At 40.6% G+C, this 12,921-nt stretch carries 14 protein-coding genes; 12 read left to right on the top strand and 2 right to left on the bottom strand.

Features of this window, described 5'->3' with window-relative positions; translation table 11 throughout:
- The first annotated feature begins 58 nt into the window (after nt 1-58).
- From fabZ to MKX41_RS11945, 4 genes are all read left to right on the top strand, one after another.
- Nucleotides 59-487, top strand: a complete 429-nt coding sequence (gene fabZ, locus MKX41_RS11960; RefSeq protein ID WP_340970647.1) for a 3-hydroxyacyl-ACP dehydratase FabZ — start codon at nt 59-61, stop codon at nt 485-487.
- Between the two features lie 277 nt (nt 488-764).
- On the top strand, nt 765-1,268 hold the full coding sequence (locus MKX41_RS11955) for a DinB family protein (RefSeq protein ID WP_340970645.1): 504 nt from the start codon (nt 765-767) through the stop codon (nt 1,266-1,268).
- A 782-nt stretch (nt 1,269-2,050) separates the two neighbouring features.
- The gene (locus MKX41_RS11950; protein ID WP_339796486.1) at nt 2,051-3,028 is read left to right on the top strand and encodes a phosphotransferase enzyme family protein; all 978 of its coding nucleotides are present in this window, start codon (nt 2,051-2,053) and stop codon (nt 3,026-3,028) included.
- Nucleotides 3,029-3,221: 193 nt separating this feature from the next.
- On the top strand, nt 3,222-3,650 hold the full coding sequence (locus tag MKX41_RS11945; protein WP_339796483.1) for a hypothetical protein: 429 nt from the start codon (nt 3,222-3,224) through the stop codon (nt 3,648-3,650).
- 125 nt (nt 3,651-3,775) lie between these two features.
- On the opposite strand, the gene MKX41_RS11940 is transcribed toward MKX41_RS11945, so the two are convergent.
- Together MKX41_RS11940 and MKX41_RS11935 are read right to left on the bottom strand one after the other, a co-directional pair.
- A complete protein-coding gene (locus MKX41_RS11940) occupies nt 3,776-4,177 on the bottom strand; it encodes a VOC family protein (RefSeq protein WP_339265365.1) in 402 nt (133 codons plus the stop codon).
- Between the two features lie 154 nt (nt 4,178-4,331).
- Nucleotides 4,332-5,207 (bottom strand): LysR family transcriptional regulator, encoded by an 876-nt coding sequence (locus tag MKX41_RS11935; RefSeq protein WP_340970642.1) that lies wholly within the window; start codon nt 5,205-5,207, stop codon nt 4,332-4,334.
- Between the two features lie 168 nt (nt 5,208-5,375).
- Between MKX41_RS11935 and MKX41_RS11930 the strand changes: the two genes are divergently transcribed.
- From MKX41_RS11930 to MKX41_RS11895, 8 genes are all read left to right on the top strand, one after another.
- Nucleotides 5,376-6,545, top strand: coding sequence for an MFS transporter (locus MKX41_RS11930; protein WP_339241940.1), 1,170 nt, complete (start codon nt 5,376-5,378; stop codon nt 6,543-6,545).
- A 254-nt stretch (nt 6,546-6,799) separates the two neighbouring features.
- Complete coding sequence (locus MKX41_RS11925; RefSeq protein WP_339796475.1) at nt 6,800-7,351, top strand: glutathione peroxidase; 552 nt, start codon at nt 6,800-6,802, stop codon at nt 7,349-7,351.
- A 166-nt stretch (nt 7,352-7,517) separates the two neighbouring features.
- Nucleotides 7,518-8,396 carry a PhzF family phenazine biosynthesis protein gene (locus MKX41_RS11920; protein ID WP_340970640.1) on the top strand — a complete coding sequence of 293 codons (879 nt, stop codon included), beginning with the start codon at nt 7,518-7,520 and terminating at the stop codon, nt 8,394-8,396.
- A 476-nt stretch (nt 8,397-8,872) separates the two neighbouring features.
- Entirely contained in the window at nt 8,873-9,823 is a 951-nt protein-coding gene (locus MKX41_RS11915) for a LacI family DNA-binding transcriptional regulator (protein ID WP_340970638.1), read from the top strand.
- Nucleotides 9,824-9,902: 79 nt separating this feature from the next.
- A complete protein-coding gene (locus MKX41_RS11910; protein WP_339265355.1) occupies nt 9,903-10,529 on the top strand; it encodes an HAD family hydrolase in 627 nt (208 codons plus the stop codon).
- 683 nt (nt 10,530-11,212) lie between these two features.
- On the top strand, nt 11,213-11,428 hold the full coding sequence (locus MKX41_RS11905; protein ID WP_340970636.1) for a hypothetical protein: 216 nt from the start codon (nt 11,213-11,215) through the stop codon (nt 11,426-11,428).
- A gap of 71 nt (nt 11,429-11,499) precedes the next feature.
- A complete protein-coding gene (locus MKX41_RS11900) occupies nt 11,500-11,775 on the top strand; it encodes a hypothetical protein (RefSeq protein WP_339265351.1) in 276 nt (91 codons plus the stop codon).
- Nucleotides 11,776-11,974: 199 nt separating this feature from the next.
- The gene (locus MKX41_RS11895) at nt 11,975-12,775 is read left to right on the top strand and encodes a phosphotransferase (protein WP_339265349.1); all 801 of its coding nucleotides are present in this window, start codon (nt 11,975-11,977) and stop codon (nt 12,773-12,775) included.
- Nucleotides 12,776-12,921 lie beyond the last annotated feature (146 nt).

Here is a 12,921-nt window from a genome sequence, read left to right as displayed (position 1 = left end):
GGGCCAGTTTAACCCAAAGGCGATAAAATGGTAATAAACCGATTAGGGAGGCAAATCCATGATTGATATTGAAAGAATTAAAGAGATTATTCCTCATCGGAATCCATTTCTCTTGGTCGATAGAATATTGGAGATTAATGAGGGGAAGAGAGCTGTTGGGATTAAAAATGTAACCATTAATGAACCTTATTTTCTCGGTCATTTCCCTGACTATCCCGTAATGCCTGAAGTCTTAATTGTAGAAGCACTGGCACAGGTCGGTGGAGTCGCTATGTCTAACGTTGAAAGCAACAATCATAAAATAGGCTTACTGACTGGTATTGATAATTGTCGTTTCAAACGACAAGTAAAACCAGGAGACCAACTCCTTCTTGTATTTGATGTAATTCGAATCAAGGGACAAATCGTCAAAGGAAAGGGAGTCGCCACGGTAAATAATGAATTGGTATGCGAATCTGAAATAATGTTTGCATTCAGTTCGATTTAGGTTTTAATGTAACGGGAAACGACAATTGAACAATATACATTGATGAGCAGGTGCTTCGGTATCCTGCTCTTTTCATTAAGCTAACGGGCAGGCTAGCGTAAACAAAATGATCAAAAGTATTAACCATACATAGTTAATTACATTTCGGGATTAGCGCAATGATTTTCGGCAGCTTCGTTTGGTTAACGGGGGGAGTTTAAGTAAATGTAAATATTTACTTGCGAACTAGTGTTCGGTATAATAAACTTGATTCCATTACAAAAAGGAGATGTTGGATATGTATAAACACATTAAAGATTTTGCCGCAACTTGGCAGAATGAAACGGAAGCAACAATGCGGACACTGGAGATGCTGACCGACGAGTCTCTTGGCCAACAGATAACAAGCGATCATAGAACGCTTGGACGTGTTGCATGGCACCTTGTACAGACGTTGCACGAAATGCCATCTCGGACGGGACTGTCTTTCGAAGGACCGAGCGAAGATATGCCGGTGCCAGCTTCGGCAGCAGACATCGCGTCAGTCTATAAGAGGACCTCACAAGCGCTCCTTGATGCTATACAGTCCAGTTGGAAAGATGAGAATCTGCTTATCATGAGCGATATGTATGGTGATCAATGGCCAAACGGCTTAATGCTGGATATTCTCGTAAAGCATGAGATTCATCATCGTGGTCAGATGACAGTCCTGATGCGTCAGGCAGGCCTTCGTGTGCCGGATCTTTACGGCCCGACAAAAGAGCAGTGGGCCGAGTACGGAGCGCTACCTCCAGTAATTTAGAGTAAGATTATATCCGCATTTGGCCGTTTGGCTATAGTGGGATTTATAAGTATTTTATCATAGGATTGAAAGTGGTGGCTTGAATCATAGACAAGAGGATACCATCGGACTAAAACTGTTAATTCTATTGAACTAACGGGGAACGTTAGTGGAATAGCGGTTGCTTCGGCAGCCGTTTTTTATTTGTTCAACTAACGTGCAGTAGAGCGTGATGTTGCCTTGTTGAACTATTAGGCAGTTAAATGCGGTATTATATTGTACGATTATCCATAAGAGATGAGGTGCCTTTATCAAGAAGAAATATGCTTTCCTAATAGTTTCCATATTATTATTTGTGATGGCTTATACAAAACCAAGTAGTCAAGATTATGATAATTACCTCCATAAGGTTCACGGTCTTAAATGTGACAGTTCTGAAAGCTCAAATTGCTTTCATACTATTAATGACTTGAAATCATCAAGTCTCACACATCAGATTATTTTTATGACAGCAGAAACAAAAAATTTTGGAGAGGCAGATAATAAAGTACGAGTAGTAGGTATTTTCAATCATTTTTTTGTAATAGAAAATCGACTTCATCCTAAATCAGATAATAACAATAATATCGAAGTTCCGTTGAGCTAACGGGACACGATAGTTGAATAATACATATTGATGAGCAGGTTACCTTAATCAACTAAGTGATGGATAAAAAATAAATATAAGTGTTCTCTCTCAAACTATTGGAAAATATTATGGTACGATGTCCTTATTCGGTTGTTTCAAGGGGAGGGAAGATACCGTGCTAAATACTCAGGATATTGCTATAGAAGCATTAACTTGTTATCCAATTACTTATCAATCAATAGCTCATATTGGACAAAATGCAAACACCATCTATAAAGTGACAGATAAGGAAAGTAACTGCTATAGTTTGCGAATACATCTATCAAAAAATGATTCGATGGAAAGTATTTGGTCTGAGGAAAAAGTCATCCATTCAGAAATGATTTGGCTGGAATCATTAACAAATGATACAAATCTGGTGTTGCCATCACCTATAAAAAATAACATTGGTGAATATGTTACTAAGATAGCTGACATAAACTGTACATTGTTAAAATGGGTAGATGGTGAACAAAAACAATTTGTTCCAACAGTCAATGATGCCGAGTGCGTAGGCGAATTGATCGGAAAGCTTCATAAACAATCATCCTTTTGGAAAATTCCGTCATCATTTACTCGACCGTCATTTGATAATTCTAGAATTTCACAATCATTAGAAAAGCTAAAACAGCTTGCTAACGCTGGTGAGCTCGATAAAAATGATGTGGAAATTCTGCAATTGGCCGGAGAGTGTGCAATTTTAATGATGAACGACATAGAAAGAACACCAGGCAATTGGGGGATAATTCACGCAGATTTGATTCCAAGTAATTTTGTGTTTCATGAACAAGAAGCTAGAGCTATTGATTTTGGAGCTTGTGGGTTCGGATATTATTTATTCGATTTAGGTTGGACACTTTCTTATATCCACCCAGCATTCAGAAACCAGTTGCTAGAATCATACGCAAAACAATTCGACCTGCCTCATAACTATGTTCAACGTTTAGAAGGTTTCTTTGTAGCAGCCCAACTCGAAACAATGAATTTTTGGCTTGGGCTGCCTGAATCTAATGAGTGGTTACCCAGTCACATTAGTAAATTAGCAAGTCGGGAATTTAAGCGATATGTAAATAAAGAAGAATTTCTCTTTAGTGGTACTCCTTACTGGGAGTAGTTTGTTCAACGAACGGAGAACGTTAGCCCAGATACTTTGGGAGCAGTTTAGCTTCAGAAGAATAGAGATCATGATAAGCTTAAAGTCGAAAAGAATCTATAACCGCATAAAACAAAAGGAGAGGTACTTTGAAAAAAATTAGGGAAGCAACAAAAGAGGAAATGATCGAAATTTATAAGATGGGCTATGATGTTTGGGAGATAATCTGCCATATGAAGAATATATAACTATGTGCCAGGCTTCCAAAAAGTATAAAAAGGGAAAGTGGTACGTTCTTGAAGCAACAGATACAAAGCAGCTATTAAGCTCCCTCATCGTATATGAACTAAATCTTTCTGATGACCAAGTTGTAAAGGGGGTTGGTTCAATTGCTACCCCTTTATATTTAAGAAAAAAAGGATATGCTTCTTTGTTGGTCAAAGAAAAGATAAATAAACTTGAACAGGAAGAAAAGTGTAACAACTTTTTCCTTTATAGTGATATTGGAATAGAATTTTACAAAGAATTAGGTTTTATTGTACTACCTAATGAGTTTCAAAAATATAAAGACAGTGTTTGTATGTATTACTCAAAAGAAAATGATATCGACTCCATAGTACTTGATATCCCCGATTACTTTTAAAGCACATCCTTATTGAAGTAATGGGAAACGATAGGCTAACCCAGGTGATTTGAATTACAGATATGAGATTATAGTGGGTGTGAAAAAACGCCAGTCACCTTAAGCAGGTGACTGGCGTCTTCATATTAGCTTTTAGGCATTTTGCTCTCATCCATGTACAACAGGTTCCAGCGGTGACCGTCCAGGTCGGCAAATCCTGCGCCGTACATCCAGCCGTCAGTTTCACTCGGCTTGCCAAAGATGTTTCCTCCGGCAGACTCTGCTTTTTGAATAAAGGCATCTACTTCCTCTCTGCTTTCAGCGCCAATGGAGAATATTACTTCTGCGCTATGGGAAGTATCTGCGGTTTTAGAACCTGTGAATTTCTCAAACGCTGCATCCGGGAACAGCAGTATCGTTGTTTGGCCTATGTCAAGCTTGGCTCTCTCGTTACCAACGCTCACTGCATGGAATCCAATCTCATTGAAAAAGGCAGTTGACCTCTCAACATCTTTGACCGGCAGGTTAATCCAGATCTCCTGTGGCATGGCTATAGCCTCCTGGAATATATTTTTAACAACTCCTACTATACTCTAGTTCTGGCAGCAGAAGCGAATCTTACAAAAGAATCCGTAATGACATTTCTGTCATGCATTCTGCGGTTTCCTTTGTAACTTTTCTTCTCTAAATCGCAACTCACTCTTAATTGAAATACTCGATAGTTTTCTCAATAAATGCCTTGGCCGATTTTGTCAGAAAACGGTCGGACCTATGAATGATCTCAAAGTGACGGTATGGCGGATCGTCTGTAATTCGGACGCAGCGTAGTGTTGGTTCATTCATCGCTTGGATCAAACGATAAGGCAGCAATGTTCCTCCGACGTTGGCTTTAACCAAGCTAATAATGGAAGTAGCCGAACTGGTCTCCATGATCGTATTTAAACTGAAGCCATATTTACGGCAATAGCCATCAACCAGTTCTCTGCCTGTAAATCCTTCGGGGAACATCACAGTTTGGATATTTCGCAGTTCCTGGATTCCAATCGTGCTTCGTTCAGCCCAATCATGATTCTCGGAAACGACGAGTACATATTCTTCACTGCACAAAGGAATGCGTACAAGCCGATCATCAGGAGCAGACGTGATTTCGATACCGATGTCTACTTCATTATCGAGCACTTGATTCAAGACATAGATCGAAGAGATAACCTTCAGTTGTACCTTGGGGAATCGTGCATGAAAATTCACGAGCAATGGAGTGAGCCGATAGTCCAGATCGGAAGGAAGAACACCAATTACTAAGCGACCTCGTTGATCATTGCGGAGTTCAGCTAACGCATCCTGGGTATTCTGTAAATGCCGAATCATCTGTACACAGTGCTCCAGAAACAGATTTCCTGCCTGGGTCATCACAATCTTTTTGCCGACTCGGTCAAATAAGGGAACACCGAGTTCATCCTCGAGCGCGCGTATTTGTTGGCTCAACGTAGGTTGAGATATGCCGAGTTTCTCAGCTGCTCGTGTAAAATGAAGCTCCTCACAAACAGCAATGAAGTTTTCCATCTGACGAATCTCCATATGTATTACCTCTAATCATTGGTTTTAGTAATCATTTTAATAGAAACTATAGTATTGTTCAATCATTCTAAAGATTCTATACTTAATCGTGCACCACCCAACGATCTGTCGTTAAAAAATAGGATGATGGGTGAATGTAACGATACTACTACCATGAGGTGATTCATAATGAAACTTTTTTATATCGTCCTAGCGCTTATCCTGGCTTCACTGAATTTACGACCACCTATTACATCCATTTCACCTCTAATGAGCACCGTACAGAATGATCTGGGTATAAGCGGGATTACCGCCAGTCTGTTAACCACACTTCCGGTATTATGCATGGGCATATTTGCTCCGTTCTCCGTAAGATTAAGCAGAAAGTGGGGGAATGAGGGCGCAATTGTTCTGGCTTTAATCCTCATTGGGTTAGGTACAGGATTACGATGGTTTGTTGGTACAACTCCATTGATGATGTTCACTTCTTTTCTGTCCGGTGTAGGAATTGCATTGGCAGGGCCGCTATTATCCAGCTTCATTAAGCAGTACTTCCCTGACCGAGTGGCAGCTATGGTGGGCATCTACTCTACAGCGATGGTGATGGGGGCCAGCATTAGTGTGGGATTATCGGTTCCGCTTCAGCATACGCTGGGTGGTTCGTGGAGGGGCTCGTTGGCTGTATGGGCATTTCTCGCAGCCATTGCATTGCCGATCTGGTTGAGATTAGCCTGGTCTGCGCGCATAGATCGACAATCCGGTAAAATCTCGAGTGTACTTAATTCACCACTTCCGGTGAACAACAAGCGTGCCTGGATGCTGACATTATTCTTCGGGCTGATGGCAGCGATCTTCTACTCATTGACCGCTTGGCTTGCGCCAGCAATCCAAAGCCAGGGGTATAGTCAAGAGACGGCCGGCAACATCCAAACCTTATTTACATTGATATCTCTGCCCTCTACGTTGTTCATTCCCATGCTTGTACACCGTTACCAAAGACGTGTATTCTGGCTTGTCGGGTGTGCTTTATTAGAGTTGATGGGTGTCCTGATGCTGAACATATCCGTTAGCCCCTGGCTCGCGGCGATTCCACTCGGTATTGGAGCGGGTGGACTGTTCCCGATTGCACTGATGTTGCCCATTGATGAAACAAGCAATGCTCAGGAAGCCAGTAGCTGGTCCGCAATGACCCAATCAGGTGGCTACATTCTCGGAGCGCTTGGGCCGCTAGCCATTGGCTGGCTCCACGATGCAACGGGCAGCTTCGTCCAAGCATTCTATGGTTTGGCTGTAATTATCGTGCTTCAGATTATCGTTCAATTGGCTATAGGTAATAAAAAAAGTTCTCCAGCGAGTTAGGATAAGCCCCAGAGCTGAGAGGATGTACTATTTTCATGATGAATTTAGAAACGGATTTTGTTGGGGGGAAATAAGTAGAGGAGCTTCCTATATGGTAGCTCCTCTTTTCTAGTAAATTAAATGGGCAATATACTAAGGTAATATTGGATTATAGGTTCATTCTATAAAGATTATTCCTTTTATATATTAGACCAATAAAAGCCTGTAGCGATATTATGTTATTTATAATAATAACGCGGAGGAATGGTGGTCTGATGTCTATTTATGATTTTCAAGCGAAGTCAATTAATGGTGAGCCTGTTGAATTGTCAATTTATCGTGGAAAAGTTCTGCTTATTCTGAACACGGCTAGTAGATGCAGCTATTCTCGCCAATTACCTGATCTTCAAAGGCTTTACGAAATACACCATGAGCAAGGGTTTGAAATACTAGGTTTTCCTTGTAACCAATTCAACGAGAAAGAGCCAGAGAGTAACTCGGAAGTACATGAATATTGTGAGAGCAACTTTGGAGTTAAGTTTTCTTTATTCGAGAAAGTTGAGGTTAGGGGACCGTCTGCTCATCCGTTATTTCAATATTTAACACAGCAAGCACCATTTCAAGGGTTCGATACTGAGACATCAGGCGGTCAATGGATGCAGGATTTTCTGCGGGAAAAGTATCCGGACATATATGCCGGTGACGGGATCAAGTGGAATTTCTCAAAGTTTTTAATCGATCGAAACGGCCATATATATGGTAGATACGAAACTACGACTGAACCATTTGACATAGAGGTATTTATTGAATCACTTCTTTTAAAGTAAATGAATCCGATTAGTGATTAAGCTAACGGGCAGATTAACGCAACAATTCAATCGCTCCTGCGTCTTTACCTAGTAATAAATCGATAAAAGGAAGATCTTGAAGGCGAGTGGGACGTGCCGGTTGCGCACATCGGTTTTTCGAAGATAAAGAGAGGAAGAGCAGAACATGAATGTGGAAGTGTATGCGTTAAATACGTTTGCGAAAGGGGAGCGTGGCGGTAATCCAGCAGGCGTTGTCTTAGAGGATGGCCTTTCTCTGGATGCTGCCGAAATGCAGCTCATAGCGAAGAAATTGGGCCTTTCGGAGACGGCCTTTATGGAAAAATCTCTGCTAGCGGATTACAAAATCCGCTATTTCACCCCCGCCAGCGAAGTTGATCTGTGCGGACACGCCACGATTGCTGCGTTTGGACTAATGCATTCGCTGGGTTTGTCAAAGGAAGGGACCTCCTATTCGATAGAAACTAAGGCAGGGATTCTGGATGTCGATATTAGCTCCGAGGGTCTTGTTTATTTGTCACAGGCATTACCACAATTTCTTGAAAGGATATCCTGTGAGGAAATCGCCCCATCTTTGGGGATAGATGCCGAGGATCTGGAAACCGGGTTGCCGATCCAGATTGTTTCGACGGGCCTGCGGGACATTATGATCCCGATCCGCAGCAGGAAGCTCTTGAATGAGGTTCAGCCAAATTTTGATGCCATAACCGCCATCAGCGAAAAATATGATGTGGTTGGATATCATCTGTTCACGATGGATACTCCAGACGATGCTGCTGCGGAATGCCGGAATTTTGCGCCGCTGTACGATATTCCCGAGGAGAGCGCGACAGGAACATCCAACGGTGCTCTGCTCAGCTATTTGTACCAACATGGCCAACGATCTTTGCGGGAAGTAGAGAATGTCATTTTCAGGCAAGGGTATTCGATGGATTGTCCTTCTGAAATCAAAGCAGGATTGCGCCTGAGCGAGAGCGGTGAAATCAATCAGGTTCGGGTCGGCGGTGCAGTGGCTGGCATTGAACGAGGACATATCATGATATAAGCGGAATCAATAAGCCTGTTTGCAGCCACCGTACCATAGGAGGCAAATAGGCTTATTCTGCTACTGCGAGGCTAGATAGCAGAGGATGCTTGCGTAAGCAGACGGGTTAACAGTTCTTCATCTAACCTGTCGTTTTCCTTGATTTTGATCGTTTTGCGTTCCTCGAGGCCATCGAACAAGCCCCTCCCGCAATGCTAGGCCGTTTGCGTTGAAGATCGTGAACGACACGTATTTGTATTGAACTAACGGGACACTTTAGTTGAATAATACACATTGATGAGCAGGAGCTACGGTAGCCTTCTTTTTTCATTGAACTAACGGACAGATTAGTTATAAGCATAACAACTTGACCATCCTTTTGATTCCGTGGTACAAAATGCTTATGCTTTATACAAGACGAATGGCGAAAGAGTTTTTTTGTGTGGAAAATTGGGGATTTTAACTTTGAACTCTAAGAAAATATAGGAGAAAGTGCAATGGCAAATATTATTGATATTGCGAAGCGTGCGGGTGTATCTGTGTCAACAGTATCAAGGGTGCTAAATAATCATCCTTACGTATCTGAGTCGAAGCGGAAAGCTGTGCAACGAGTGATTGATGAATTTGACTACACCCCGAATCGGTTAGCTGTCGATTTAGTCCGTAAGGAAACAAGGAGTATAGGCGTGGTCATGCCTTACAACAACAATCAAGCCTTTGATCAACTGCTCCATGGTGTACTTAATCGATCGGTTGAGCATGATTATTCTGTAATGGTTCTTCCTACGAAGTACGATCCGGAAAAAGAGCTAAGCTGCTTAAATATGCTGAAAAACAAACAATTGGACGGAATCATTATTACTTCTCGTTCGAATGATTGGAATGCAATTATTCCATACACTAAGTATGGAACAATTGTTGCGTGCGAGTTTACGGATCATCCTGAGATTGGCTGTGCCTATATGGATCGATATGCATCTTTCCTAGACACGTTTCAACTGTTGAAAGATAAAGGCCATTCACGAGTTGCCTTTACAACAGCAAGAGGAGAAGAGAGTGCTAGCACACAGCTGACAAAAAAAGCATATAAGCATATATTCGGTGATCTGCCGCCAGCATACCATATCAGTGATTGCCAAAGTATTGATGATGGGTTAAGAGTGGCACAACAACTGCTTAATATGGAGGTTAGACCAACGGCTATCTATGCGAACGGTGATGAGGTTGCGGCGGGTTTTTATCAGTATGCAAGAAGTATACAATTGGAAGTGCCCAATGATCTAGCGATCATTGGCCAAGAGAATCAGCCTGTTGGAATAGGTTTAGGCCTATCTACGGTCGATCATCAATTGGTGAAAGTCGGTGAAGAAGCCTTTGATCTTACAATTGATAGCTCCAATAATAAGGTGGAAATTCCCTACCATATCATTGTACGGCATTCAATATAGGTATTGACCTGAAAAGGATTCCATACTTTAGCATTCATATAGGAGCTCATTTCTAATAATGCTTAAGGAGGATGAAATTATGTATACTACCGTTATCTTTGACATTGACGGCACATTAATAAATACAGAACAAGCGGTGTTGGGATCCTTACAGAAGTTGCTGAAGAAGAACTATAATAGGAAAATGGCGCAGCAAGATCTCGCATTTGTGCTCGGAATTCCGGGTACAGTATCCCTGGGACAACTCGGTATTGAAGATATTGAACATGCGAATAAATGCTGGAATGATCTTATGAGTGATTACCGGCATACCATTCACGTATTTGAGGGTTTTCATCAACTGCTTACTAACCTAAGGAAGCAATCGATTGCTACAGGGATCGTAACTTCTAAGACAAAAAAAGAGTTTCACGATGACTTCGTCCCATTTGGCCTCGCTCGTTATCTTCCTTATGTTATATGTGCAGATGATACAGAGCTGCACAAGCCTCATCCCGAGCCATTGCTTAGATTCCTTGAGCTATCAGGTGCAAAGGCTGAAACAGCCATATACATCGGTGACACCATTTATGATTACGAATGTGCCAGAGACGCTGGAGTAGACTTTGGATTAGCATTGTGGGGATGCAAACAACCTGATGCTGTTCCAGCTAAGTATAAGTTCGAGAATCCAGAAGATATTCTTACACTTTTGGATCTCAAGTAATGTTATGTGTCGCTCTAATATTTTTCATTGTTAAGCTCCCATGAAAATTAAATTAGCTCAAAACCTGAAAAAGAGCATAATAAAGCAAACCCAGAAAAACACTTTTAAAAAAAGGATGAGCCTCTTGAGTAATCATATAAAGATTGTTAAATCTATTAAGCACAAAAAACATCATAGATAACAAACAAAAAGGCAAGGCTGGTGCAACAACCAAAAAAGAATTAATCTCCCATGAGTGCTACCCATATAGGGTGCGACATTCTGTGATGCACCGTGGTAGTCGGAGTCAGACTAACGGTTGGGCTCTATGGCACGATAGCTTATCGACCTTCTTCGCCAGCCGTACAAACAGTATTGACAGAGGTATCCATTTTCATCCTCTGTGGTGCAGCCAGCTCTTAGGCTGCATGTATGGCTAACGGGACACTTTAGTTCAATAAACCAACAGTAGTCTAGGACTTTATTTTTTAGTTTAAGGCAACTGTTAGTTTTTTATATTGGAACCCTCAAAACGAGTTCTTTTGGAATTCACTAGTAAGCAGTATGAGTCTACTGCGATGTATCTACGTACTGCAAATAACAATGGAAAGTGATTAAACTTTGGGCAGAATAATTCTATCATTTATGCGGAAAATAACCCAAACATTTATGGGGGATTCTGTTCAATGTTACGGAGAGGCGTTTTGATTTTTTTGATCTTGTTAAGCGGCATTAATGTAATGAGTAAAGCCAAAGCATCCACTAGTTCAGGGATCACATTAGTAGACGCTTTCCAGATCGGTCTTACAGAATCAAGAAAATGGGATGCTCAGGCGAAACTAATCTCAATCACGAGTGTTGGTGACACAAGCTCAACACCACCATCTACTCTTGGTATTGATGGCAAAAGAGAAATTTGAAATTTGCTCTTTGGAAATGGTCAAAGAAATCAAATTTTAATCATTAACATAAAAAAGGTAAGATTGCGATTATGCGAACTGTACAAGAAGACATTCAAGACTTTGAAATTATTCCACAAAGTGATCTCATACTTGACTCACCTAATATGGTGCAGATTGCGATTGAAAACGATGTCAAACCAGGGGAAGGATGGGCTAAAGGATATCATTTCAACGTTATAAAAGACCATCAAGCCTTGTTTTTTGGAGTAATTGGGCATAACAAGTACAGTATGATGACAAAACTGTACATGGACAAGACAGGGAAGGTTCTGGGTTCCGAAACTAAAAATGAAGGTCTGAAATAACTTTTCCTCCATGAACTCATTGAACTAACGGGACACTATAGTTCAATAATGAGAGGGCTGCCGAGAGGTAGCCCTTTGTTCAACTAACGTGCAGGTTAGTTGAAAAGTTTCGCGAATACCCTACATATGAATTATTTATAGAGTCCGTGATAAGACGATATTGGAAATAACGCCAAGATACACAAATGAGGAGTACAAAATGATGAATAACCGATTCTCAATGCCAAGTAAATTAGTAAATCAGTCAGAATTACTTAAAACTACAATCATTGAAAAAGGAAGACATTATCAATCTTTGCACATTTTAGAGTTTGATAATTCTGTAAAATATGTGTTGAAAGAAAAAAACGTTAAAGATTCTGGAAGTTTAATGGACGAAGCAGAAAGACTAAAATGGGTAAATGATGTGATTCCTTCTCCTAAAGTAATAAGTTATCAGATGGAGAATGGAAAGGAATATTTAGTTATGACCTATATAGAAGGTTGTACTGCGGAAGAATACCAGCAGGAAGAGGGAGATAAAAGTCTTGGCTATATTTTAGGAGAAGGTTTAAGAACAATACACAATGTTCCCATTGATGATTGCTTTTTCAATGATTTTTTGCCAGAAAAACTGATTGATATGGTCAAAAACAATATTAATGAGAGAAAACATGAAGTCATAGAGGCTATTAATAACTCATTTCCCAACCATACTATTGAGCAACTAATTGATTTTTTGGAAATGAATAAAGCGTCGACAGAGGAACTAGTTTTTACTCATGGTGACTATGGTTCTGGAAACGTTATGATAAATAATGGATGTATTGAAGCATTTATTGATTTAGGAGCTTCAGGGATATCAGATCCATACTATGATATTTATTATCTTGTAAAAAGTCTTACTTATTATACAGATAGGAAAGAAGAAATAGTTGAATTTATGAAAGGATATGGAATATCTGAATTAGACGAGGATAGAATGAAATTTCATCAAATTATCGATACTTTATTATTGTGATTTATATAGTAGTAACTCTAAGAAGGCGTTGACATCCTGTAACACCGTATGCTGAGTCGCATTCACTCCTTGATTCTGTCCGAAGCATCTCTAGGAAGAGCAATCAGTCAGACCATTCTACAATGGCGAAGTCCGTCGGACCCGTG

This window comes from Paenibacillus sp. FSL R5-0475 (assembly GCF_038004585.1).
GTDB lineage: Bacteria > Bacillota > Bacilli > Paenibacillales > Paenibacillaceae > Paenibacillus_AQ.
Note: the sequence above shows the minus strand (reverse complement) of the source record. Positions and strands in the feature narration are given on the sequence as shown.

Excerpts from the sequence above, each read along its gene's own strand:
- MKX41_RS11955 (WP_340970645.1), top strand. The coding sequence starts at position 765 with ATGTATAAACACATTAAAGATTTTGCCGCAACTTGGCAGAATGAAACG.
- MKX41_RS11895 (WP_339265349.1), top strand. The coding sequence starts at position 11,975 with ATGATGAATAACCGATTCTCAATGCCAAGTAAATTAGTAAATCAGTCA.
- fabZ (WP_340970647.1), top strand. The coding sequence starts at position 59 with ATGATTGATATTGAAAGAATTAAAGAGATTATTCCTCATCGGAATCCA.
- MKX41_RS11925 (WP_339796475.1), top strand. The coding sequence starts at position 6,800 with ATGTCTATTTATGATTTTCAAGCGAAGTCAATTAATGGTGAGCCTGTT.
- MKX41_RS11900 (WP_339265351.1), top strand. The coding sequence starts at position 11,500 with ATGCGAACTGTACAAGAAGACATTCAAGACTTTGAAATTATTCCACAA.
- MKX41_RS11935 (WP_340970642.1), bottom strand. The coding sequence starts at position 5,207 with ATGGAGATTCGTCAGATGGAAAACTTCATTGCTGTTTGTGAGGAGCTT.
- MKX41_RS11940 (WP_339265365.1), bottom strand. The coding sequence starts at position 4,177 with ATGCCACAGGAGATCTGGATTAACCTGCCGGTCAAAGATGTTGAGAGG.
- MKX41_RS11930 (WP_339241940.1), top strand. The coding sequence starts at position 5,376 with ATGAAACTTTTTTATATCGTCCTAGCGCTTATCCTGGCTTCACTGAAT.
- MKX41_RS11910 (WP_339265355.1), top strand. The coding sequence starts at position 9,903 with ATGTATACTACCGTTATCTTTGACATTGACGGCACATTAATAAATACA.
- MKX41_RS11915 (WP_340970638.1), top strand. The coding sequence starts at position 8,873 with ATGGCAAATATTATTGATATTGCGAAGCGTGCGGGTGTATCTGTGTCA.
- MKX41_RS11920 (WP_340970640.1), top strand. The coding sequence starts at position 7,518 with ATGAATGTGGAAGTGTATGCGTTAAATACGTTTGCGAAAGGGGAGCGT.